This window comes from Draconibacterium mangrovi, from assembly GCF_010586825.1.
GTDB lineage: Bacteria > Bacteroidota > Bacteroidia > Bacteroidales > Prolixibacteraceae > Draconibacterium > Draconibacterium mangrovi.
In genome coordinates, this window is the sequence record NZ_JAAAGB010000012.1 from 1 (window position 1) to 23,781 (window position 23,781).

Sequence of the window (23,781 nt, forward strand, 5' to 3'; positions counted from 1 at the left end):
ACAAAAATGGCCCCTTCTGCATACAGAAGGCAATACTTTTACACAAAAATGGCCCCTTCCGCATACAGAAGGCAGTGCTTTTAAACAAAAATGCCCTCTTCCGCATGCAGAAGGCAATACTTTTAAACAAAAATGACCCCTTCCGCATACAGAAGGCAGTACTTTTACACAAAAATGCCCTCTTCCGCATACAGAAGGCAGTACTTTTACACAAAAATGGCCCCTTCCGCATACAGAAGACCATATATTTTTGAAAAAATGCCCGCTTCTAATTACAAAAGGTAATGAATTTGCAAAAAAATGCCCCCTTCTGCACTTGTTGGCCTATAGTTGTTGGCTACATTTCACGTTAATAAGATTTAATTCTAATGTACTGTTCTCTGAGTTTTCAGCAAAAGCCTTATCTTCGCAACTATTAAAAATTTCGAACATTTACGCTTTCAGAAATCACTTGAAAATGAAGCAATACAGATTGTTTAATATCGTCTTTGGCTGGGTTAGTTTTTTAATTGCAGCCATTGTTTATTTAATGACCATTGAACCCACTGTAAGTTTTTGGGACTGTGGCGAATTTATTACAACAGCTTTTAAATTTGAAGTAGGTCACCCGCCGGGGGCACCGATTTTTATGATCGTTGGCCGCTTCTTCACGCTATTTGCAGGCCCTGAAGGCGCCGCAAAAATGGTAAATGTGCTTTCAGCACTGGCCAGTGCCGGAACCATTATGTTCCTGTTTTGGACCATCACCCATCTGGCAAAAAAGATAATGGTAAAAGCCGAAGAGATTTCACTGGGGCAAACCATCTCAATTTGCGCAGCCGGTTTGGTGGGAGCGCTGGCTTACACATTCTCCGATACCTTTTGGTTTTCGGCTGTTGAAGGCGAAGTTTACGCCAGCTCGTCGTTGTTAACGGCAGTGGTATTCTGGGCCATTTTAAAATGGGAAAACGTTGCCGACGAAAAATATGCCAACCGCTGGCTGATATTTATTGCTTATGTAATTGGCCTGTCAATTGGGGTTCACTTGCTGAACCTGCTGGCAATTCCGGCCATTGTTTTTGTTTATTATTTCAGAAAATATGAAGTAACCCGCAACGGCATTATCTGGGCTTTGGTGGCTTCTGTGGTGTTGCTGGGAGCGATAATGTACGGTATTATTCCGGGATTTGTAACCATTGCATCGTGGTTCGAACTGATGTTTGTTAACGGCTTTGGTTTGCCTTATCACTCAGGCGTTTTCTTTTATGTTGTGCTGGTAATTGCTGCCATAGCTTTTGGAATTTACTACACGCACAAAAAACAAAAAGTGGTTTGGAACACCGTGTTGCTGGGTGTTGCCGTAATTCTTATCGGTTACTCATCGTTTGCCATAATTATTATTCGTTCATCGGCTCAGCCGCCAATGGATCAGAATAGTCCGAACGATACTTTCTCGCTGTTGGGCTACCTTAACCGCGAACAATACGGATCGCGTCCGTTGTTTAGCGGACAGTATTACAATTCGCCTTACAAGGTGGGCGATCGTTTTACCGAAGGAAGTCCGGTTTATTCGCAGGTCGACGGAAGATATGAAATTACTTACCATCGTTTTAATCCGAATTACGACGAGAGATTTACCACCGTTTTCCCACGTATGTGGAGCAATATGGATCCACAACACGAGCAGGATTATCAGCAGTGGGCACAAATAAAAGGTACACGTATTCAGTTCCGCAACGAACGTGGCGAGGTGGAAACCATTGTAAAACCAACCATGGGCGAGAACCTGCGGTTTTTCTTTCGTTACCAGGTAAATCATATGTACTGGCGCTACTTTATGTGGAACTTTGTAGGGCGCCAAAACGACATTCAGGGACACGGAGATATACTCTACGGAAACTGGTTGAGTGGTATAAAATTTCTTGATGAAGCACGTTTGGGCAATCAGGATAATTTACCTGCAGAACTGGCCAATAACAAAGCCCGAAACACCTATTTCTTCCTGCCCTTACTGCTCGGAATACTGGGTATATTTTTCCAGTATAACCGTGGTAAAGAAGGCCGGAAAGGACTTTGGGTGGTATTCCTGTTGTTTGTATTAACCGGTTTGGCCATTGTAATTTATCTGAACCAGTATCCGCACCAGCCGCGCGAACGCGATTATGCGTATGCCGGTTCGTTCTACGCCTTTGCAATCTGGATTGGTTTGGGAGTGCTGGCCATTTCCGAAACATTGAAAAAATACATTCCTGAAACGCTTGCCGGAGGAATTGCCGGACTGGTAACGCTGATTCTGGTTCCCGGAATTATGGGAGCCCAAAACTGGGATGACCACGATCGTTCGGGACGTTATACTGCCCGCGATTTTGGTGCCAATTACCTGAAAACATGCCAGCCCAATGCGGTGATCTTCACCAATGGCGATAACGATACCTTTCCGCTGTGGTACAACCAGGAGGTGGAAGGTGTTCGGACCGACGTCCGTGTGTGTAACTTAAGTTATCTGCAAACCGATTGGTATATCGATCAGATGCGCCGACAAGCTTACGATTCGGAGCCAATCGATTTTACGTTAAAGCCCGATCAGTATCTGTTGGGAACCCGCGATGCGGTTTACATTGTTGATGATCCACGCTTCAAGCGTGATTTTGTTGGATTAAAGCAGGGCATTGATTGGATTGCCAATGATGACCCGGCTACCAAACTGCAGCAGGCCGACAATGCAGCTTATCTTCCGAAAAAGAAACTTCACTTTAAGGTGGATAAGGAAGCTGTGATCAGAAATAAAGTGGTTGCTCCGGAAGATTACGACAAAATTGTTGACGAGATCGTTATCGATTTGTCGGGCAAAAGTATGTTATCGAAAGATGAAATGATGGTGCTCGATATGCTGGCAACCAACAACTGGGAACGACCTATCTACTGGTCGATTACCGTTGGCCGCAGCAAATACCTGAATCTTAGTGATTATTTCCAGGTGGAAGGTTTTGCCTACCGTTTGGTTCCGATAAAAACCCAGAGTAATCCGCAGCAATTGCAGTTTGGCCGGGTGAATACATCTGCGATGTACGATAACCTGATGAACAACTTCGAGTGGGGTAACATGAACGATCCTAATGTATATCTCGACGAAACGAATACCCGCATGATGACCAACATCCGGAACAGTTTTAACCGACTGGCATCGGCATTGGTTGAGGAAGGTAAAAAAGATTCGGCCATTGCAGTTATCGACCGGTGCAACGAGTTGTTGCCAAACAGCATTATTCCTTACGAATATTTTGCCCTGGAACTGGCCGACGGTTATATCAAGGCCGGTGCAAAAGATAAAGGTCTTGAAATGATTGAAACCGCATATGGCGTATTCAACGACGAGCTGAATTATTATTTTTCGTTACAGCCTAAATATATGGCTGGTATTGTTGAAGAGATTCAGCGCAAACTGTTCTATTTGCAGCAGCTGCAACGTACAGCAGCAAGTGCGGGTAACAGCGAACTGGCAGAACAAATTGGCGGAAGCCTGCAAAGCTATTTCGAACGATATGGCAACATGTAATACCAATTGTATTTCAACGTGAGCTTTAAGCGATACGTTGAGATTACAATGATTAATGCCGATAATAAACGAAAGAGACTTTAGGAGTTTGCGAACTAAAGGCTCATTTCGATATTAAATCGGTATAAATAGTAAAAAATTAAAAGCAACATACTGATGAATATTTTGATTGTAGGCTCGGGAGGAAGAGAGCACGCTTTGGGATGGAAAATTAAACAAAGCGAAAAAGTAGATAATTTGTTTTTTGCACCGGGAAATGCCGGTACATCTGAATTGGGAACCAACCTGGATGCAGGTGTTTCTGATTTTCAGAAAATAAAAACACTAGTGCTCGAAAACAACATCGACCTGATGTTAGTGGGCCCGGAAGTGCCTTTGGTTGAAGGATTGCACGATTTTTTTGCTGCTGATCCTGAACTGGCATCGGTAAAAGTTGTTGGCCCGAAAAAAGCCGGTGCCGAACTGGAAGGAAGTAAGGACTTTGCCAAAGCTTTTATGGCTCGTCACGACATTCCTACTGCAAAATATTTTACGGTAACTGCCGATAATCTGGAAAAAGGAGTTGAATTCCTGACTACCATGAAATCGCCGTATGTGCTTAAAGCTGATGGTTTGGCTGCCGGTAAAGGGGTGCTGATCATCGACTCGCTGGAAGAGGCACAAAGCTCACTGAATGAAATGCTCGACGGGCAGTTTGGCGAGGCCAGCAGCAAAGTGGTAATCGAGGAATTTTTGAGTGGTGTGGAAGTTTCGGTATTTGTTCTTACCGATGGAAAAGACTATAAAATTCTTCCTGAAGCAAAAGATTATAAACGAATTGGCGAAGGCGACACCGGCTTAAATACAGGCGGAATGGGTGCCATTACACCGGTACCGTTTGTTGATGCCGTATTCATGGAAAAAGTGGAGCAAAGGATCATTGCTCCTACGGTTTCAGGTTTGGCGAAAGATGGAATCGACTACTGTGGATTTATCTTTTTCGGACTGATAAATGTAAACAACGAGCCGTATGTAATTGAGTACAATGTTCGTATGGGCGACCCGGAGACCGAAGCGGTTATGTTGCGTGTAAAATCCGATTTTGTTGAGCTGCTCGACGGAGCTGCCACCGGAACACTTGGCGAAAAAGAGATTGAATTCGACGAGCGTGCTGCCGTTACTGTAATGCTGGTTTCAGGTGGATATCCGGGAGATTACGAAAAAGGAAAAGTAATTACCGGAACTGAAAAGGTAACTGACAGTCTTGTTTTTCATGCAGGAACAAAACAGGCAGGCGACGATGTGGTTACAGCCGGAGGCCGTGTGATTTCGGTAAGTTCGTACGGAACGGATATGAACGATGCACTGGCCACTTCATTTAAAAACGCCGCACATATCGAATTCGAAGGGAAATATTACCGTAAAGACCTGGGATTCGATCTGTAATCATTTCTGAAAAAGGATCCCGGACTTTGGTCGTTTTTAAGAGAGGACCAAAGTCCGGAGTCCCGGAAACCCTGAATTGTTGAGAAGCAAAATGGCATGATATTACAAAAGTTAAAGTTAAACAGTTCTGTAAGTTTGTTCCTGGTGCCTTTGGTAACAATTGCACTATGGATAAAGAGTTTGCAGCACCCGTTTGCTTATAACTATTTTCCTGGCGAAGATCAGAACATACTTTTTAATTTCATTTATCAACTGGTTGACGACAAACCGCTGGTGCAGGTTATTATCGGAATCGTTATGGCCATATTGCTGGCCTACACCATGCAATTGGTAAACGACCGGTACATGTTCATCCGCATCAAAAGTAAACTGCCTGCTTTGCTGTTTGTGGTTATTGTAGGTGGTTTTGTGCCGATGCATACTTTACACCCGGTTTATTTTGGCGCTTTATTTATGCTGCTTGCCGTTTACCGGCTGTTTGGCATTTTTGAAACGAAAAAAGCCTACGCTTCTACCTTCGATGTTGGTTTTTTGCTGGGGGTGGGAGCACTCTTTTACCTGGATGTTACAGTTCTGGTACCTGCTTTTATTGTAGGAATAGCCTTGCTGGGGCGCGAAGTAGGGTGGCGCGAATTTACCACCTTGCTCCTGGGATTTGTGCTTCCATTTGCTTTCGCCGCAGCTTATGCTGTGTTAACCGACAGCTTGCCCGAGGTACTGAATATGATGAAAGAAAGTATTGTTACGCCCGTTAATCATTTCCGCTCAAATATTCCCTTACAGGTATACCTGGTAGCGCTAATCTTATATACTGTTGCCGGAAGTATTGGAATGTTTGGGCAATACGATACGAAAAAGATCAGCTCGCGAAAATACTTCACTGTCTTTTTCTGGATCTTTATCTTTTCGCTGGCAGGATTTGCCTTAAACCCGGTAACCTCGCAGGAAATGCTGGTTATTACCGCAATTCCCGTTACCTTTCTCATTGCTAACTATTTTGTGTTTATGAAAAGCCGCTTCTGGAGCGAGTTACTTTTTATTCTTTTATTGCTTATTGTTGTTTCCATGCAGTTCTCCTTCGATTTATTCTAATGAACAGGAACAAACCAACTCTAGCGATTTATGGTATTCAGGATCGGTCTGATTATGAACATCCGTTTTATGTGCATGACCATAATATGGCCTTCATGCAAAACGGGAAAGTGGAGTGGTTCCTGCAGCAGGAAAGGATTTCGCGCCGCAAACGAGATAATTCGCTTCATATTCATCTGAAATCGATTTTAAAAGGAAAAAAACTGCTGGGCAAAAATTACGACCTTGTTTTTGTTGATAATGTGGTGGGGCGCACCTTTTTGCTGCAAAGTGGCGAAGTGCGTTTTGAAGCGCCGTTAAACCACGAATTATCCACTGGCCTGGAAAAAGGAAAATGCTGGTGGTTTGGCGAAGAAAAAGAAGCGTGGGTGTTGAACCACGAGTTGGCGCATATGTTCTCGTGCCTGCCATTTTACGGAAACCTGCAGAATAACAGCCTGCTCGTTCATTTTGATGGCGGTGCCAGTTTAAGCAATTTTTCGGCTGCAGTATACAAGAATAATCAGTTGGAGTGGCTCGAATATCACTGGGATTTAAAACCCTACTCAACCCTGTTTAATGCCAATGCGCTGGTGTTTGCTATAATCGGGGCAAAGCTGCCCGAACAAAATGCCGTTCCCGGGAAATTTATGGGATTTTCAGGCCTTGGAAACTACCGCCTCGAGTTGGGCGACTGGCTGAAAAGTAACAATTTCTTCCAGGATATTTGGGGCAGAACTTCGGTGTTTTTCGAGGCTGCCAAAAAGGACTGGGGAGTCGATCTGAAATCGTTTAATCAGAAAAATCCCTTTATTCAGGATGTAGCTGCTACGCTGCAGGAACTTTTCGTTCAGGAAATATTGAAAAGGCTGCAAATGTTGCAGCAAAAAACCGGCGCTGAAAATTTGTACTATACCGGCGGATCGGCTTTAAATATTGTAGCCAACACCCGTATTGTAAACAGCGGAATGTTCAGGCAGGTTTTTATCCCGCCGTGTACCGAAGACTCCGGATTAGCTTTGGGAGCTGCTGCTTTTGCCGAGTGGGAAAAACACGGGAACGTTGAGGTTCATTCAGCTTATTTAAACAATTGGGGAATTGAAAATTATAAAGCCGATTTCTCGGAAGAAACCATAAACGAAGTAGCCGAACAACTGGCTGCTAAAAAGCTGATTGGGATTTGCAATAACTTTGGCGAAGCCGGGCCGCGTGCTTTGGGCAACCGCAGTATTTTAGCTTTTGCCGGATCGAAAGAATTGTCGAAAAAACTGAGCATGGAGAAAAAAGGCCGCGAATGGTATCGTCCGTTGGCACCGGTGGCTTTGGAAAAAAATGTAAAATACTTTACCGGCCTGCAGGAGGTTCATCCGTTGTCGAAATTTATGCTGCTTGATTTTGCTGTTCTTCCCGAAAAACAACAGGAAATAGCCGGAGCTATTCATGCCGACGGAACTGCCCGTTTTCAAAGTATTTCAGAAGAATTGGATAACCCGTTTTTGTTTGCCTTGCTGAAACAACTGGATGAAAAGCACGACATAAAAGCACTCATAAATACCTCGTTTAATGCAGGTGGCGAACCCATCGTTCATACCGAAGAGGATGCATTGCAATCGGCAAAAAAAATGCAACTCGATGGTTTGGTCTTAAACGGAAAGTTTCTCGGGCTTTAACTATTTTTGCATTAAATTGTTAAAAGGATTCAAATGGCAATTATTCTAAATATCGAAACATCAACCGAAGTTTGTTCGGTTACGCTGGCAGAAAACGGTAGAACACTTTACCAAAAGGAGAGTACCGAGGGATTAAATCACTCGAAATTGCTTACCGTTTTTATTGAAGAGCTTTTTAACGAGAACAATTTCGATATCCATAATATTGATGCGGTGGCTGTAAGTAAAGGGCCTGGTTCGTACACCGGCTTACGTATTGGTGTTTCGGTGGCAAAAGGGCTGTGTTACGGATTGGGTAAACCGCTTATTGGTATTGGTTCGATAGAAGCAATGGGGCATTACGTGGCCGAAAATGCCGGCGAATTTTACAACGCTGCTGATGGTGAAGAGCTGTTGTTTTGCCCGATGATTGACGCCCGCCGTATGGAAGTGTACACTGCTCTTTTCGAAAAAGGAGGAAAGGCAATAAGCGAAATTACTGCTGAAATTATTGATGAAAACTCATTTACAGATCATCTTCAAACAAAAGAAATATTGTTTTTTGGTAATGGTGCCGATAAATGCCGCGAAAAAATAACGCACGCAAATGCCTTGTTTAACGGGCCCGACAAAACAACGGCACGATTTATGCAAAATCTGGCAGAAATTAAGTACAACAAAAATGAATTTGAAGACGTTGCTTATTTCGAGCCTTTTTATTTAAAGGATTTTGTTGCAACCATTCCAAAAAACAAAGTATTAAAATGAACAAGTTATTCTCCATACTGATCGTTTTCTTCCTGGCAACTCAAACAACAAGTGCCGAGGATATTTCAATAAAGTTTAACCTGAAATTTAGTTTCGTAAAAGGTGGCGAAGCCGAAATGACGATCAGTGATACGGTTTTTAACAACCGGCCCGCCATTCATTACCACGTAATGGGAAAAACAACAGGTTTGGCCAATAAACTTTATGGCGTTTATGATATTTACGAAACCTATGTGGATGCAGAAACGCGCCTTCCGGTAAAAACAATCCGAAATGTAAAAGAAGGAAACTACCGCCGTTACACAGAGACGTTTTTTTACCACGATGTTGATTCGATAAACAGCAGCCGCAGTGGATGGCGTGCCGTTCCTAATGATTTGCTCGATCTGGTTTCGGTGTTCTTTTATTTTGTGCACAAAAATCCATTCGAGAATCTTCAACCCGGCGATGCAGTTGTTTATCCTACTATTAATGCTGATAAAATATCGGATATATCGATACAGTATTTGCGCGACGAAAAGGTAAAAACCGATGTTGGAACGGTGGATTGCCATGTGTTAACACCAACGGTACAGAAAGGAAAAGTGCTTGAAAAATCGGACGGAGTGCGGTTTTACCTGGCAAAAGATGAAAAGGTGCCGGTTTACATTGAATTCGACATGCAGGTAGGTTCGCTTAAGGCCGTTATAAAACATTATAAAATTAATGGCGTAGAACAAAGTTTAAAGTAGATTTTCGGTTTTTGAGTAAAAGCGTTTAGAAATGCTTGATTTTTAACGGATTTAATTATTTTTGCACCGCATATAAAAAGAAATTAATTTATCATGGCTTCTACAGCAGATTTTAAAAACGGAATGTGCTTTTTGTTCAAAGGTGATATTTACACCATTGTATCATTCCTTCACGTAAAACCGGGAAAAGGTCCCGCTTTCGTACGTACAAAACTTAAAAATGTAAAAACCGGAAGGGTAATTGAAAATACATTTAACTCAGGTGTTAAAGTTGATGATGTTCGTGTTGAGCGTCGTCAGTACCAGTTCCTGTATCGCGATGAGATGGGATTAAATGTAATGAATACTGAAACTTACGAGCAGATTTCCATTCCTGATTCGATGGTCGAAAACAACGACCTGATGAAAGAGGGACAGCTAATTGAAATTCAGTTTCATGCCGAAGAAGAATTGCCTTTAACAGCAGAAATGCCCGACAAAGTTGAGTTGACTGTAACTCAAACAATTGTAGGCGAAAAAGGTAATACTGCCAGCTCAACAGCCTTAAAACCGGCAACTGTTGAAACAGGTGCTGAGGTAATGGTGCCAATGTTTATTAACGAAGGCGATGTAATTCGTGTAAGTACTGCCGACCGTTCGTACAGCGAGCGTGTAAAACAGTAAACAAATTTACGCTAAATAAAAAAGCGGGCTCTGGATTTCCAGTGCCCGCTTTTTCGTTTTAAATGAAAGGAGAGCGACAACTTTATGCCAGCTTAACTCGTATAACAAGAGCTACACGGCAAAGGCTTTGTAGGCAATTTTTTTCATAGTAAACCCTGTTTGGTTAGGGAGAGTGTTCCGGCCGGTAATAGGCCGGAATACTTTTATTATGTATACTACTTTTTCGTTAGCACCTCCAATGCCAGTGCTGGCTCATCCACATTCCAGTTTTCTGTATCGATCATCCAGCTTTCAAGTGCCAATTCTGGTTCAATTGCTTTTTCAACCACCAACCAGGTATTTTCACTGGTCATCCAGTCTTCAATTACCAAATTGTCATCAGTTACCTGTACAAATACACTTGCGGTGCTCCAAAATGTTTCATCGGTCATCCAGTCTTCTAACTCAAGCGATGATTCAACGATTCTGCAACCCGTAAGTTTTGTTGCCGATGCATTTATTCCGATTACCATTAAAGAAAGAACGATTAATGTTGCTGCTGTAACTTGTTTAATTTTTGTTTTCATGTCGATTGCTTTTTTAATTTGATTCAAATCTAAGTGCCAAACTGCAGCTGTTAAAATGAAATAGAAGAACCGGGCGATTTTATCGACGGATTGGTATTTTATTCGGTTTGTAAGGGAATGGATTGATACAGATTTGGCGTAAATGACTGATATTTCAGACTATAAAAATTGGCAACTCGCTTGCTTACGACTCTTGAATGAGACGATTCATCCCGTTGAATCTTTTATTCGTCGTTTCAATTATGATTTAATTAAACCTTCTGATATTTTGGTAATCTAACTCCTATGTTCATTTATATAAGTATATATAAATGTGTAGCGGTTAAGCCGAAACTAAATTTTTTGAAAATAAACAGGAAGTAACCTAACAGCTTCCTATCTAAAAAAACCAAATGAACCGAACTAAGACCTATGGATTAGGCGGATTGCTTATTCTATTATTGGGGATGATCTCGATTTTCGAAGGAAGTGCACAAGACCGATTTGAACTATCACTAATTTCACGAACAAAGGGAAAACGGATTCCGGAGAAGACCCTTGAAATCACAAAAACCGAAGCGAATATTACCATTGACGGGATACTTGATGAAGCGGTGTGGCAAACAGCAGACAAAGCAAAGGATTTTCACAGGCAGTACCCGATGGACGACACAACGGCATTTTCGAAAACCGAAGCCAGTATACTTTACGACGATAATAACCTGTATGTGGGGGTAACCTGTTTCGACGAGTTGCCGGGAAATTACATTGTGGAGTCGTTGCGAAGGGATTACCAGGAACGAAACAACGACTATTTAATGTTGGTTATCGATCCTTTCGACGACCTTACAAATGGTTATGCTTTTACCATTACACCTTTGGGGGTACAAATGGAAGGTGTAGTTACCGGTGGCGGCGGCGGTTTTATGGCTGTTTCCGATTCGTGGGATAACGTGTGGTATTCGAAAACAAAAAAAACGGAAGAGGGATGGACCGCAGAAATAAAAATTCCGTTTAAATCGATTCGGTACGCCGATGATATCAGCAACTGGAATATACAGTTTGTAAGAAATGATTTGAAAAGAAACGAACGCTCTACCTGGACCACGGTGAAAAGGCAATACCAGCCAACATCATTAACGTATTCAGGAGAGCTGAAATGGGACGGTACACCGCCTGAAGCCGGCTCCAACATTAGTATTATTCCTTATGTTTCGGGTTCTGCTACTCAGAAAGATCTTTCCTTAAATAATAATATTGGCTGGGACTGGAATGCAGGTTTCGACGGGAAAGTGGCCTTGTCAACTTCTTTAAATCTCGACCTGACTTTAAATCCCGATTTCTCAACAGTTGAAGTCGACCGTCAGCAAACCAATGTAACGCGTTTCGAGCTGTTTTATCCTGAGCGGCGCCAGTTCTTTATCGAAAACAGCGACCTTTTCAGCGATTTTGGGTTCCGCCAGTCGCAGGTGTTTTTTTCACGCCGTATTGGTTTGTTGTCGCCTATGATTTTTGGAGCACGTTTAAGCGGCCAGGTGGGAGATGGACTGCGCGTGGGGTTATTAAATGCCCAAACCAAACACCAGATGAATGATGGCTTTGATGATACACCGGCTTATAATTATACCGTTGCGACGTTTAGAAAACAGGTTTTCGGGCGATCCAATATATCGGCTATCGTTGCCATGAAACAGGGCATTAATTTCTCGAAAGATAAGGATGACGGATTTGAGTTCGGAACACAAAACGAGTACAACCGCGTTTATGGCTTGCAATACAACTTAATGTCGGCCGATGATAAATGGGATGGCAGTTTCTACTATTTTAATTCTGATGATCCTGTTCATACCTCAAAACACTGGGCGCACGGAACAAGTGTTCGATATAACACCCGAAAAATTATGGCATTCTGGACGCATGAGTATGTTGCCGAAAACTTTAATGCCGAAATGGGTTTCTTCCCGCGTACCGGCTATTTTACCTTTGGCCCTTTTGTGCGCTACAATTTTTACCCCGAGAGCAAAACAATTAGTACACACGGCCCAAGTTTCAGGTCGAATTACTACCTCGACACGAATTGGGAATTTACCGACAAAGAAATGGAAACGGGTTACGGTATAAACTTTTTGAATTCCAGCCGAATAAATGTTGAGTGGCAAAATACTTACGTAAAATTGTTTGAAGAATTTGATCCAACCTGGCAATTTGAGGAGGGAACGGAACCTTTGCCAGCGGGTACTGAATATACCTGGAATGGGATAAATGCCAGTTATTCTTCAAATCTCAGAAAGGATTTTTCATTCGATATCCGCGCGGGATATGGAGGTTTTTACAATGGAAATGCAACAAATGTATCGGGAACTTTTCGTTACCGGATCAAGCCCATTTTTAGTTTGGCAATGAATTACACCTATAACAAAATAGACTTGCCTGATCCCTACCCAAGTGGAGCGTTTTGGCTGGTAGGGCCTCGAATTGATCTGACATTCACCGAGAAAATCTTCTGGACCAATTTTATTCAATATAACGAACAGGCCGATAATGTTAACATCAACTCGAGGTTACAATGGCGGTTTGCTCCCGTTTCCGATTTATTCCTTGTTTACACCGAGAACTTTTTGCCCGATGGAATGGTTTCTAAGAACAGGGGACTGATTTTAAAAATGTCGTACTGGATTAATCTTTAACAAAAAGCATACTTCCATGAAAAATAAACAATTATCACGTTACGCCCGGCTTAAATTATTTGTTTCGGCAGTTGTTTTCTGTAGTCTGTTTGTTTGTGCATCGGCACCGGCAAAGTCTGCTGATCAGGTGTATGTGGTGGTTGAGTACTTTAAGGTGAAACCTGAAAATCACCTGAAATACCTCGAGGTGGAGCAGAAAATATGGAAACCCATGCATCAGGAAAGAATAAACCAGGGGATAATTGTTAGCTGGACTTTATATGCGGTTGAATTTACAGGTGCGGCAAACAGTTACAATTATGTGGCAATTACCACTTATAACGATCCGGAAACACTGGAAAATCCCTGGAATGCTGAAATTCCTGCAAAGGTTCATCCTAATATGGGTTTAAACGAAATACTTGATCGCACCAACAAGACCCGCGAAATTGTTCGGTCGGAGTTGTATAAGGGTGTGGCGGCCATTCCGTCCATTCCTTTTGCTGATCCGGCTCATTACATTCAGGTGAATTATATGAAAGTGGAACCCGGAAAAGGTTCGGAATATGAAGCGCTGGAGAAAGAGGTTTGGATGCCGATTCACGAGGAGTCGATACGCTCGGGGAAAACTGTTGGCTGGGGACTTTGGGAGGTGATATTTCCGCGTGGAGCCAGCAGACCGTATCAGTTTGTTACAATGAATACTTTTTCGGATTATTCCTACGTTCTCGAACTTAGTTTTGCTGAATCGTTTAAAGCGATACATCCTGAAGAGGATTTTAACGAAATGATGAAAAAAACAAACGAAGCAAGGATCATCGATCGTGTAGAGCTGTGGGATTTAATTGATTATGTGGTAAAATAAACTGGGATTATTTGCCCAATTTTAGTATCCGTATCGCACCTCTTACAACAATCAGAAATACGATTGAGCCGATAATTAAATCGGGATATTTCGATTGCGTTACCAATACCAGTACACCGGCCAAAATCACGCCGCTGTTAATAATCACATCGTTCGAGGTAAAAATCATACTTGCTTTCATATGTGCTTCCTTACTTTTCGATTTCTGAAGCAACAGTAAACAAACGGCGTTGGCAATTAGCGCCAGAATCGAAATGCCGATCATCATTCGGTAATCGGGCATGGCTTCAAATTGTATAAAGCGCCTCACCACTTCAATAATACCCAACAAAGCAAGTGTAAGCTGAAAGTAACCACTTAGGCGTGCAACTTTCTTCTTTCGCATAACTGTTGAACCAACGGCCCAAAGACTGAGCCCGTAAACAAACGAATCGGCAAGCATGTCCAGTGAGTCGGCTACCAATCCCATCGATCGGGAGATGAGCCCGGTTGTCATTTCAATAATGAAAAAGCCAAAATTGATTAAAAGTACTGTCCAAAGCAGCTTCGACTGCACCTCTGAACTTTCCGGTGCAAAATCGTTTTCATCCACCGCGTAGCTGTCCGATAGTCTTGCGCCAAAATTCAGTGATTCCAACCGCGAGAGAATTTCCTCATTTTCTTCGGAGTGAAAAACCGTAAGGTTCCGGCTTTCAATGTCGAACTCCAGCTTTTTTATGGCTTGAATTCCATCCAGTTTCATCCGAATCATATTCTCTTCGGAAGGACAGTCCATTTTTGCAATATGGTATTCTGATTTAATCATGACGCGTTGAACAGTTTTTCGTTTACCTAAGTAACAAATTAAAGTGTAATTATTCAAACAGCAGCGTATTTCAATAAAATTTTGGGCATAAAAAAAGCCGGTAAAACCGGCTTCTAAGTAGCGGGAGCAGGACTCGAACCTACGACCTTTGGGTTATGAGCCCAACGAGCTACCAACTGCTCCATCCCGCAATATATCTTTATTTCTTTTGAAATGTCTTCTTGAACGCGGGTGCAAATATAATACCTTTTTTTTAAACTGCAACTTCTCTCAAAAAAAATGAATAAAAAAAGGACGGCACAAGTACCGTCCTTTCGGCGTATATTAAACAACCCCTCGGAACTAGAGTCCGAAAGTCTCTTTAATCGTGTCAACAAAGTCGAGTTTTTCCCAGGTGAATAGTTCTAACTCTAAGGTAACCTTGCCACTGTATGGCGACTCGAAAGTTTTTGTAATGGTTTTTGGCTCGCGGCCCATGTGTCCATAAGCAGCCGACTCCAAATAAATCGGGTTACGCAGTTTCAGTCGTTCTTCAATAGCCGCCGGGCGAAGATCGAAAATAGCTTTTACTTTTTCCGCAATTTCTCCGTCGGTAATACCAACGTTCGAACGGCCGTAGGTATTTACAAAAACACCCACCGGCTGGGCAACACCAATGGCATAGGCAAGCTGAACAAGAATCTCGTCGGCAACACCTGCTGCTACCAGGTTTTTAGCAATATGGCGCGAGGCATAAGCAGCCGAGCGGTCAACTTTCGACGGATCTTTTCCCGAGAAAGCACCACCACCGTGGGCTCCGCGACCACCGTATGTGTCAACGATAATTTTTCGTCCGGTTAATCCGGTATCGCCGTGTGGGCCGCCAATAACAAATTTACCTGTTGGGTTAACGTGGTAAATAATGTCGTTGCCAAACAAAGCCTGCACTTCTTCCGACAATTGACCTTTTACGCGTGGAATAAGAATGTTGATCACATCATCCTTAATCTTTGCCAGCATAGGTTCGTCGGCATCAAACTCATCGTGTTGTGTCGATACCACAATGGTATGCACTTTCACCGGCTCGTTCGAGTCGTTGTATTCAACCGTTACCTGCGATTTTGAGTCGGGACGCAAATAAGTCATCACCTTACCTTCGCGGCGGATAACGGCAAGCTCCTGCAAAATTTTGTGCGACAGATCGAGCGTTAACGGCATATAATTTTCAGTGTCTTTACAGGCATATCCAAACATCATTCCCTGGTCGCCTGCGCCTTGTTCGGTTTTTTCTTCGCGATCAACACCACGGTTAATGTCGTCACTTTGTTCGTGAATGGCGGTTAAAACACCACACGAATCGCCATCAAAACGGTAGGCCGCTTTGGTGTAGCCAATTTGGTTAATTACGTTTCGGGTAATTTCCTGCACATCAACATAAGCCTGCGATTTTACCTCGCCGGCAACAACAACTTGTCCGGTTGTAACCAGTGTTTCAATGGCTACTTTCGAGTTCGAATCAAAAGCCAGAATCTGGTCGAGTAATGCATCTGAAATCTGGTCGGCTACCTTATCCGGGTGGCCTTCCGATACTGATTCGCTTGTAAATAAATAATTCATAAAATCCCTTTTTAAACTGAAGTTAATCAGTACATTAAATACTAAATTTTAAAACTGCGGGATATTCGATTGATATTGAAAAATGCGATTGTTTTAGCGTTTTTTTCATGTGGTTGCAATCAATCTCAAATCTTTCCACGTAGCGGGGACAAATGTAATAGGTTTATTTTGAATAAAAAAGAACTTGTTTAAAATTGTTCTTAATAAGGAATTGTACGAAGTTAGCCCATCAACAAAAAATCTTTCCCTTCCACATAATTCCGTTCCTGTAAAAAGGCCCCGATTTTTTCTCCGGCGCCGGTATTGGTTACCATCGACACAATAAACAACTGTCCGGGTTGGGGAAGGTCTTGGTAGAATAGGGCGTCGGGTTTTGTTTTTTTAATGTCGATATAACCCTCGATATTCAGCCCATGCTCTTGCAGGAAAGCGCTTCGCTGGCGGGTTTTTCTCCCGGCTCCCCAAATCCAGATATTGGGGTGAAACGGATTGTGTTGCTCCGACCACTTTTTAAAATAAAAGGCTTTGGTTTGGAAAAAAGCTTCGGTGGAATAACGCTCGTCGGTGCGGGTTAAGCGGGTGGAGTAGTCGTGCCACTCCAACAGCTTTTCCGGTAGTTTGGCCAATCTTGCTCCGTGGCTGAGGTAACGCAGTTGCATTTCGTAGTCTTCGGGGAAATTACCGTCGCGACAGCCACCATATTTTTCAAATAACTCGCGACGAAAAAAGATGGTCGGGTTAATCACCGGAATCTCAATAAACTGTTTCAGCTCAATTTCCTCCGGTGTATGAAACGAGTTTGCCCAATCAACAAATCGTCGAAACCCTTTATTTTCGGCAATGTGCGGAACATATTCAACTTCGCAGCCCAAAAAATCAATTGACGGATTATTTTCGAGGTAGTTGTATTGTTTCTGCAGTTTTTCAGGATGGGCAACATCATCGGCATCCATGCGGGCAATGAACCGGCCACGGGCGTTTTTTAATCCGCAGTTCATAGCATTGGCAACACCAGTTTTGCTTTCGTTTAAAATATGAATGCGCCGATCGGCTTGGGAGAGTGTTTTGGCAATTTGCAGACTTGCATCGGTGGAGTTATTATTGATCAGCAGTAATTCAAAATCCCGAAAAGTTTGATCCAAAATGCTTTTTATAGCTGTTTTTAATGTTTTTTCAGCATTAAAAAAGGGGAGTACAACTGAAAGCTCAGGTTTTGTCTCACTACTCATTACTAAAATTCTCAGGTTTGATTACGGGTGAGTTGATGGAAAACGTTCTCCAGGTTTTGTTGTTTTTCAAAAAGGGTAAGTAGCGTGAGTTTATTGGTAACGGCGAACTGAAAAATGTTCTGTCGGATGTCGGCTTCAGCTCCGGCTTCAATTTCCCAGCCCAGTTCGTTTTGCGTAAGGCTGTTAACGCCGGGGATTTGTAAAAGCTGCTCTTCCGAAACATTTTCTTTAAAACCTGCAATTACAACTTGATTTTGAATATTGATTCCGGCTTTTACATCCTTGATATCGCCATCGGCAACAATTTTTCCCTTGTTGATTATCAGCACGCGATTGCATACGGCTTCCACCTCCTGCATAATGTGCGACGACAGAATTACGGTTTTCTCTTTACTGATCTCTCGGATCAATGTCCTGATTTCTTCCAGCTGGTTAGGGTCGAGACCGGTTGTTGGCTCATCCAGAATCAATATCGACGGATCGTGAATTAAGGCCTGTGCCAATCCCACACGCTGGCGGTAACCTTTCGACAGGGCACGTATCTTTTTGTGCTGCTCGATTCCCAACCCGGTAAGCTCGATCATTTCGGCAATACGTTGTTTTTTATTTTTCAGGTGGTAAAAACCGGCTGTTATCTCCAGAAATTCCTTCACATAAAGGTCGGTGTAAAGCGGATTATGCTCGGGTAAATAGCCAATTTGCTTTTTATATTCGAGGTTTTGCCCCGAAACTTTCTCCCCGTCGATCAAAATATCACCATCATCTTGCGGAAGATAACCGGTAATAATTTTCATGGTAGTAGATTTTCCGGCTCCGTTAGGCCCCAGAAAACCAACCAGTTCGCCTTTGTTTACAGTAAAACTAATCGAATCGAGTGCTTTCTGTTTCCCAAACAATTTTGTGATATTCCTTGTTTCAACAATCATAATTAAAGAATGCAAAACAAAAATAGAGGATTCTTTTTATTTTAGAAGCATTACTTTAAATTTGCAGTTCAGCTTAACAGATTAATTGATGAAGGATCGTAATTTCAACTATATTAAAGATTTAACCCGCTATCAACGTCAAGAAACAATAGAAGTGAACATTGGAGGAGTTCCCGTTGGTAGTAGTCAGCCTATCCGGATTCAAACAATGACCGATACCAATACTACGGATACCGAAGCTACCGTTGAACAGGTAATTCGTGTGGTAAAGGCCGGAGCCGACTATGTTCGGGTAACCGTAAAAGGCATGTCGGATGCGGAAAGCCTTAAGGTTATCAAGAAGGAATTGGTCGACAGAGGATACAACACACCTTTAATTGCTGATATACATTTCAATCCGAAACTGGCAGAAGTTGCTGCTCAGTACGTATCGAAAGTGCGTATCAATCCGGGAAATTTCTACGACAAACGAGCGCAATTCAAAAATAAAATTTACACCGACGAAGAGTACAAAAAAGAGCTTGATATAATTGAAAAGCAGTTTGTGCCTTTTATTCAGATGCTGAAAGATACAAAAACAGCATTACGAATTGGTGCCAATCACGGATCGCTTTCCGACAGGGTAATGAGCCGCTATGGCGATACTCCGGCCGGAATTGCCGAATCGGTGATGGAATTTCTACGCATTTGTAAGAAGGAAGATTTTAACAACGTAGTGGTGTCGATAAAATCGAGCAATACACGCGTAATGGTTTACACCGTTCGTTTGCTGAACTTTAAAATGCGCCTCGAGAATATGAAATTCCCAATTCATTTGGGCGTTACCGAGGCCGGCGAAGGCGAAGACGGACGTATAAAATCGGCCGTTGGAGTGGGAGCTTTGTTGAGCGATGGAATTGGCGACACCGTGCGCATTTCGTTAACCGAAGCGCCGAGAAACGAAATTCCGGTGGCCCTGAAACTGGTAAATCATTTTAAACGTTACCAGAATCACGAGCCGATTTCGGCACCAATGATCGCACAAACCAACCCGTTTGAATACGAGCGTCGCGATACCCGCCCGGTACTGAATATGGGAGGAAAAGAACTTCCGGTGGTGATTGCCGATTTGGGCGACAGAAGTTTGCGCGAAATGATTCCGATCCGCGGGAAACTGGTTCCTGATTATTTTCTTTCGGGAAACAAAATACTCGACATACAAGGCGAAGAATATCCGGTAATTACGCTTGAGGAGTACTTGTTTGAAAGTACACGCTGGGGCCGAATGAAATTTATTCGCACCAACAAAGCGGAATTCGACCGTTTTATGGATATGCATCCGGAGATCATCATGAAATTGAAGCAGACCCGGAAAACAGTATTGATTCTTGAAAGCTACAACGCCAACCCGATGGCCGAATTGAGAGCGTTCTTTATGTCGCTTGAAACCCACATTTGGAAAGTGCCGGTTGTACTTTACCGCCGATACAACGAAAGTCGTTTGGATGATCTTCAGATAACAGCTGCGGCCGACCTTGGGGGTTTGCTGATTGATGGTTATGGCGATGGAATTTGCCTGTCGAACGATAACGAAAATATTACTTTCACCGAGTTGAAAGACTTGAGTTTTGGAATACTGCAGGCCAGCCGTATGCGTGTTACCAAAACCGAATTTGTATCGTGCCCCGGTTGCGGACGAACCCTGTTTAACCTGCAGGAAACAACCCGTGCCGTAAAAGCACATTTTAAACATCTCGACCATTTGAAAATTGGTATTATGGGCTGCGTGGTAAACGGTCCCGGCGAGATGGGCGATGTGGATTACGGTTTTGTTGGAGCCGGTAATAACAAGGTAAACCTGTATAAGGGTTTGAAGCCTATAAAACGCCACATTCCATACGAAAATGCGGTGGAAGAACTTGAGCAGCTGATTCGTGAAAACGGCGACTGGAAAGATCCTGAAGATTAACAATTACACAGCATAGTACGGAGAAGGATCCGATCTTTTTAGAGGTCGGATCCTTTTTTGTTTCCATTGGTATCGTACTAAGTACGATTGAAGAAAACTCTGTTGGTGAAGCATCGTACTCAGTACGAATGGAGAAAACTCCGTTGGTGAAGCATCGTACTCAGTACAAATGGAGAAAACTCTATTGGTGGAGTATCGTACTCAATACGAATTGAGAAAATCCTGTTGGTGAAGCATCGTACTCAGTACGATTGAAGAAAACCCTGTGGGTGGAGCATCGTACTCAGTACGATCAATGAAAATGAGGGGAGAGTATTGCAAAAGCCCTGTATTTCCTATCTTTGAATAGAACTAGAAAAACAAAGAATATGGCACGAACGTACTGGAAACCCGGAACAATTGTTTATCCCCTGCCTGCAGTAATGGTAAGTTGTGGCGAAAATCCTGAAGAATACAACATTATAACCATTGCCTGGACTGGCACCATTAACAGCGATCCGCCAATGTGTTATATTTCGGTTCGTCCGGGGCGCCATTCGTACGATATTATCAAACGCACCGGCGAATTTGTTATCAACCTTACCACCGAAAAGCTGGCAAAAGCAACCGACTGGTGTGGTTGCCGATCGGGCCGTAAGTACAACAAATGGAAAGAAATGAACCTGACTCCAGCGCCTGCAAAAATGGTTAAAGCACCCATTATCGAGGAGTCGCCGGTAAACATCGAGTGCCGCGTAAAAGATATTGTTGAGCTGGGTTCGCACCACATGTTTATTTCCGAGGTGGTAAGCGTTTCAGTCGACGATACTTATATGAATGAAGAACAGGCTTTCAGTTTCTCCAAGGCAAATCCTTTGGTTTACAGTCATGGCCACTATTTCGGCATGGGAAAACGTATTGGCAAGTTTGGCTGGTCGGTTGAGAAGAAAAAAACGAAAAAGAAACGAAATAAGTAAAATAAACCTTATTCTGAGAAAAACCTTAGTAGTAACGAATGTGTCAGGAACAAAACCTTATTAACCTTATTGAATGAGAAAACTGTTGTTAAAGAAATAAGGTTTTCCGATAGTAATACGGGTGAAGTATAAGCAGGATTTTGATAAAAAACGGAAGCTTGTCGTACGCTCTCTAAATGAAATAAATCATTCTTTTTAAACAATTTCCGCTCTTTTTTTGTAATCCTTTAAACTTTCTGAAGACTAGTCAGAATAATATTTAATTGTGAGAAAAATGAAGAGTATCTATTTATTAGCATCAATCTTTTTAATGAATTTAGGAATGGTAACAGCACAAACAAATCCATTACTCGAAGATTTTAATACACCGCACAATGCGGCACCTTTCGATAAAATCAAAAACGAGCATTTTATGCCGGCTTTCGAGGAAGGAATAAAACAAGGCAAGGCCGACGTAGAGAAAATAAAAAATAATCCGGAGGCACCAACATTCGAAAACACCATCGTTGCATTAGACGAAGTAGGTCGTTTGTTAACACGTACATCGGGTGTATTTTTTAACCTGCTGAGTTCGGAAACCAACGACGAATTGCAGAGCATTGCGCAAGAGGTTTCGCCAATGCTTACAGCTTTTCAGAACGATATTTCGTTAGATCCGGTACTTTTTGAGCGCGTTAAAGCCGTGTATAACAAAAAAGACGAGCTGGATTTAACCACCGAGCAACAAACGCTTCTGGAGAATAACTACATTGGTTTTGTGCGTAGCGGAGCCAATTTGTCGGACACCGATAAAGAAAAGTTTCGCGAGTACAGCACCGAGTTGTCGAAGTTAAGCCTCGATTTTGGCGAGAACGTACTAAAAGAAACCAATAAGTACGAGTTAAACATTACCGACAAAAGCAAGCTGGCTGGGTTACCGGAAGGCGCTTTGGAAGCAGCTGCCGGAAAGGCTAAAGCAAAAGATCAGGAAGGTTGGACTTTCGATATTTCGATGCCAAGTTACCTGCCCGTTCTGCAATATGCCGATAACCGCGATTTGCGCAAAGAATTGTATATGGCGTACGGCTCGAAATCGTTTAAAGGAGATGAGCTGGATAACCAGGAAAATGTAAAACGTATTGTGGAGTTACGCCTGGAAATGGCTAAGCTACTGGGGTATAAAAACTATGCCGATTACGTTTTAGAGCGCCGAATGGCAATGAATGCCGATGGCGTTTACGGTTTGCTTAACGATTTGTATGAGGCATCGTACAAAGTGGCAAAAGAGGAAAAAGCTGAGATTGAAGCGTATGCCCGCAAGAATGGTTTTGAAGGCGATTTAATGCCCTGGGACTGGAGCTACTACAGCGAAAAACTGAAGGTGGAAAAATTCGATCTGAACGACGAAATGCTGAAACCATACTTTGAGTTAAGTAGCGTTGTTGACGGCGTTTTTGGCCTGGCAACCGAACTTTTTGGCGTAACGTTTAAAGAGAATAAAGATATTCCGGTATACAACGCAGAGGTTACAGCCTACGAAGTATTTGATGCCGATGGCACTTTCCTTTCCGTATTTTATACCGATTTTCACCCGCGCCCCGGAAAACGTGGTGGTGCCTGGATGAACGACTTTAAAGGTCAGTGGATGGAGAATGGTGTTGATTCGCGCCCGCACGTAACCATTGTAATGAACTTTACCCGCCCAACTTCAAGCAAGCCGGCTTTGTTAACCTTTAACGAGGTGGAAACATTTATGCACGAATTTGGCCACGCGCTGCACGGAATGCTGGCAAAATCAACCTATTCAAGCCTATCGGGAACCAATGTTTACCGCGACTTTGTTGAGCTTCCATCGCAAATAATGGAAAACTGGGCAGTTGAAAAAGACTTCTTGGATCGTTTTGCAAAACATTACGAAACCGGTGAACCTATCCCGGCTGAGCTGGTACAAAAAATTGTTGATTCGCAAAATTACCTTGCAGGTTACCTGTCAGTTCGCCAGTTGAGTTTTGGTTATTTGGATATGGCCTGGCATACGCTGGAAAAACCTTTTGAAGGCGATGTGAAGGATTTTGAAGAAAGTGCGTGGAAGAAAGTGCAGATCTTCCCTTCAATCGACGGTGTTTGTATGAGTACACAATTCGGGCACTTGTTTGCCGGAGGTTATGCCGCCGGATATTACGGTTACAAATGGGCCGAAGTGCTGGATGCCGATGCATTTAGCGTATTCAAAGAAAAAGGCCTCTTTAACAAAGATGTGGCTGCTTCGTTCCGCGAAAATATTTTGGAAAAAGGTGGAACTGAGCATCCTATGACGCTCTACAAACGTTTCCGCGGTCAGGAGCCAAAGGTTGATGCACTGCTAAAACGCAGCGGATTATTGTAAGCTTTTAAACGTTATGGTCTCACTCGGAGTGAGGCTAT

Annotated in this window: 18 protein-coding genes and 1 tRNA gene; 13 read left to right on the top strand and 6 right to left on the bottom strand. The window is 42.8% G+C overall.

From position 1 onward, the window contains the following. The 8 genes from G4420_RS23310 to efp form a co-directional block, all read left to right on the top strand. The coding region (locus G4420_RS23310) for a hypothetical protein (RefSeq protein ID WP_204273772.1) at positions 1-254 on the top strand (254 nt) is incomplete at its 5' end. A 203-nt stretch (positions 255-457) separates the two neighbouring features. Next, entirely contained in the window at positions 458-3,535 is a 3,078-nt protein-coding gene (locus G4420_RS20545) for a glycosyltransferase family 117 protein (protein WP_163325829.1), read from the top strand. 156 nt (positions 3,536-3,691) lie between these two features. After that, positions 3,692-4,960: a phosphoribosylamine--glycine ligase gene (gene purD / locus G4420_RS20550; RefSeq protein ID WP_163325830.1), complete on the top strand. Its 1,269-nt coding sequence runs from the start codon at positions 3,692-3,694 to the stop codon at positions 4,958-4,960. A gap of 96 nt (positions 4,961-5,056) precedes the next feature. Beyond that, on the top strand, positions 5,057-6,052 hold the full coding sequence (locus tag G4420_RS20555; RefSeq protein WP_163325831.1) for a DUF6427 family protein: 996 nt from the start codon (positions 5,057-5,059) through the stop codon (positions 6,050-6,052). Further along, positions 6,052-7,701: a carbamoyltransferase C-terminal domain-containing protein gene (locus tag G4420_RS20560; RefSeq protein ID WP_163325832.1), complete on the top strand. Its 1,650-nt coding sequence runs from the start codon at positions 6,052-6,054 to the stop codon at positions 7,699-7,701. Before G4420_RS20555 ends, G4420_RS20560 begins: the two co-directional genes overlap by 1 nt. A 33-nt stretch (positions 7,702-7,734) precedes the next feature. Further along, the gene (tsaB, locus tag G4420_RS20565) at positions 7,735-8,448 is read left to right on the top strand and encodes a tRNA (adenosine(37)-N6)-threonylcarbamoyltransferase complex dimerization subunit type 1 TsaB (RefSeq protein ID WP_163325833.1); all 714 of its coding nucleotides are present in this window, start codon (positions 7,735-7,737) and stop codon (positions 8,446-8,448) included. Then, positions 8,445-9,179 carry a DUF3108 domain-containing protein gene (locus G4420_RS20570; protein WP_163325834.1) on the top strand — a complete coding sequence of 245 codons (735 nt, stop codon included), beginning with the start codon at positions 8,445-8,447 and terminating at the stop codon, positions 9,177-9,179. Before tsaB ends, G4420_RS20570 begins: the two co-directional genes overlap by 4 nt. Positions 9,180-9,272: 93 nt before the next feature. Continuing rightward, on the top strand, positions 9,273-9,842 hold the full coding sequence (gene efp, locus G4420_RS20575) for an elongation factor P (RefSeq protein WP_163325835.1): 570 nt from the start codon (positions 9,273-9,275) through the stop codon (positions 9,840-9,842). 215 nt (positions 9,843-10,057) lie between these two features. Here efp and G4420_RS20580 read toward each other — a convergent pair whose 3' ends face one another. Next, on the bottom strand, positions 10,058-10,408 hold the full coding sequence (locus tag G4420_RS20580) for a hypothetical protein (protein WP_163325836.1): 351 nt from the start codon (positions 10,406-10,408) through the stop codon (positions 10,058-10,060). 392 nt (positions 10,409-10,800) lie between these two features. On the opposite strand from G4420_RS20580, the gene G4420_RS20585 reads away from it, so the two are divergent. Both G4420_RS20585 and G4420_RS20590 read left to right on the top strand, forming a co-directional pair. Continuing rightward, complete coding sequence (locus tag G4420_RS20585; protein WP_163325837.1) at positions 10,801-13,074, top strand: DUF5916 domain-containing protein; 2,274 nt, start codon at positions 10,801-10,803, stop codon at positions 13,072-13,074. Positions 13,075-13,090: 16 nt separating this feature from the next. Beyond that, positions 13,091-13,918 (top strand): hypothetical protein, encoded by an 828-nt coding sequence (locus G4420_RS20590; protein WP_163325838.1) that lies wholly within the window; start codon positions 13,091-13,093, stop codon positions 13,916-13,918. A gap of 7 nt (positions 13,919-13,925) precedes the next feature. On the opposite strand, the gene G4420_RS20595 is transcribed toward G4420_RS20590, so the two are convergent. From G4420_RS20595 to gldA, 5 genes are all read right to left on the bottom strand, one after another. Continuing rightward, entirely contained in the window at positions 13,926-14,723 is a 798-nt protein-coding gene (locus G4420_RS20595; RefSeq protein WP_163325839.1) for a cation transporter, read from the bottom strand. A gap of 118 nt (positions 14,724-14,841) precedes the next feature. Then, positions 14,842-14,914: transfer RNA gene (locus G4420_RS20600), tRNA-Met, on the bottom strand. Between the two features lie 151 nt (positions 14,915-15,065). Continuing rightward, a complete protein-coding gene (gene metK, locus G4420_RS20605; RefSeq protein ID WP_163325840.1) occupies positions 15,066-16,319 on the bottom strand; it encodes a methionine adenosyltransferase in 1,254 nt (417 codons plus the stop codon). A 221-nt stretch (positions 16,320-16,540) separates the two neighbouring features. Then, positions 16,541-17,548 carry a glycosyltransferase family 2 protein gene (locus G4420_RS20610; protein ID WP_163325841.1) on the bottom strand — a complete coding sequence of 336 codons (1,008 nt, stop codon included), beginning with the start codon at positions 17,546-17,548 and terminating at the stop codon, positions 16,541-16,543. 11 nt (positions 17,549-17,559) lie between these two features. Next, entirely contained in the window at positions 17,560-18,474 is a 915-nt protein-coding gene (gldA, locus tag G4420_RS20615) for a gliding motility-associated ABC transporter ATP-binding subunit GldA (protein ID WP_163325842.1), read from the bottom strand. A gap of 88 nt (positions 18,475-18,562) precedes the next feature. Between gldA and ispG the strand changes: the two genes are divergently transcribed. From ispG to G4420_RS20630, 3 genes are all read left to right on the top strand, one after another. Further along, complete coding sequence (gene ispG, locus G4420_RS20620; RefSeq protein WP_163325843.1) at positions 18,563-20,422, top strand: (E)-4-hydroxy-3-methylbut-2-enyl-diphosphate synthase; 1,860 nt, start codon at positions 18,563-18,565, stop codon at positions 20,420-20,422. Between the two features lie 368 nt (positions 20,423-20,790). Further along, entirely contained in the window at positions 20,791-21,378 is a 588-nt protein-coding gene (locus tag G4420_RS20625) for a flavin reductase family protein (protein WP_045025603.1), read from the top strand. Positions 21,379-21,652: 274 nt separating this feature from the next. Then, entirely contained in the window at positions 21,653-23,743 is a 2,091-nt protein-coding gene (locus G4420_RS20630; RefSeq protein WP_246241720.1) for a M3 family metallopeptidase, read from the top strand. Positions 23,744-23,781: the final 38 nt, after the last annotated feature.

What these genes read in the sequence shown, in the direction of transcription:
- G4420_RS20585 (WP_163325837.1), top strand. Translation starts at nt 10,801, where the DNA reads ATGAACCGAACTAAGACCTATGGATTAGGCGGATTGCTTATTCTATTA.
- tsaB (WP_163325833.1), top strand. Translation starts at nt 7,735, where the DNA reads ATGGCAATTATTCTAAATATCGAAACATCAACCGAAGTTTGTTCGGTT.
- gldA (WP_163325842.1), bottom strand. Translation starts at nt 18,474, where the DNA reads ATGATTGTTGAAACAAGGAATATCACAAAATTGTTTGGGAAACAGAAA.
- efp (WP_163325835.1), top strand. Translation starts at nt 9,273, where the DNA reads ATGGCTTCTACAGCAGATTTTAAAAACGGAATGTGCTTTTTGTTCAAA.
- G4420_RS20555 (WP_163325831.1), top strand. Translation starts at nt 5,057, where the DNA reads ATGATATTACAAAAGTTAAAGTTAAACAGTTCTGTAAGTTTGTTCCTG.
- G4420_RS20545 (WP_163325829.1), top strand. Translation starts at nt 458, where the DNA reads ATGAAGCAATACAGATTGTTTAATATCGTCTTTGGCTGGGTTAGTTTT.
- G4420_RS20590 (WP_163325838.1), top strand. Translation starts at nt 13,091, where the DNA reads ATGAAAAATAAACAATTATCACGTTACGCCCGGCTTAAATTATTTGTT.
- G4420_RS20625 (WP_045025603.1), top strand. Translation starts at nt 20,791, where the DNA reads ATGGCACGAACGTACTGGAAACCCGGAACAATTGTTTATCCCCTGCCT.
- purD (WP_163325830.1), top strand. Translation starts at nt 3,692, where the DNA reads ATGAATATTTTGATTGTAGGCTCGGGAGGAAGAGAGCACGCTTTGGGA.
- ispG (WP_163325843.1), top strand. Translation starts at nt 18,563, where the DNA reads ATGAAGGATCGTAATTTCAACTATATTAAAGATTTAACCCGCTATCAA.
- G4420_RS20595 (WP_163325839.1), bottom strand. Translation starts at nt 14,723, where the DNA reads ATGATTAAATCAGAATACCATATTGCAAAAATGGACTGTCCTTCCGAA.
- G4420_RS20570 (WP_163325834.1), top strand. Translation starts at nt 8,445, where the DNA reads ATGAACAAGTTATTCTCCATACTGATCGTTTTCTTCCTGGCAACTCAA.
- G4420_RS20580 (WP_163325836.1), bottom strand. Translation starts at nt 10,408, where the DNA reads ATGAAAACAAAAATTAAACAAGTTACAGCAGCAACATTAATCGTTCTT.
- G4420_RS20560 (WP_163325832.1), top strand. Translation starts at nt 6,052, where the DNA reads ATGAACAGGAACAAACCAACTCTAGCGATTTATGGTATTCAGGATCGG.
- metK (WP_163325840.1), bottom strand. Translation starts at nt 16,319, where the DNA reads ATGAATTATTTATTTACAAGCGAATCAGTATCGGAAGGCCACCCGGAT.
- G4420_RS20630 (WP_246241720.1), top strand. Translation starts at nt 21,653, where the DNA reads ATGAAGAGTATCTATTTATTAGCATCAATCTTTTTAATGAATTTAGGA.
- G4420_RS20610 (WP_163325841.1), bottom strand. Translation starts at nt 17,548, where the DNA reads ATGAGTAGTGAGACAAAACCTGAGCTTTCAGTTGTACTCCCCTTTTTT.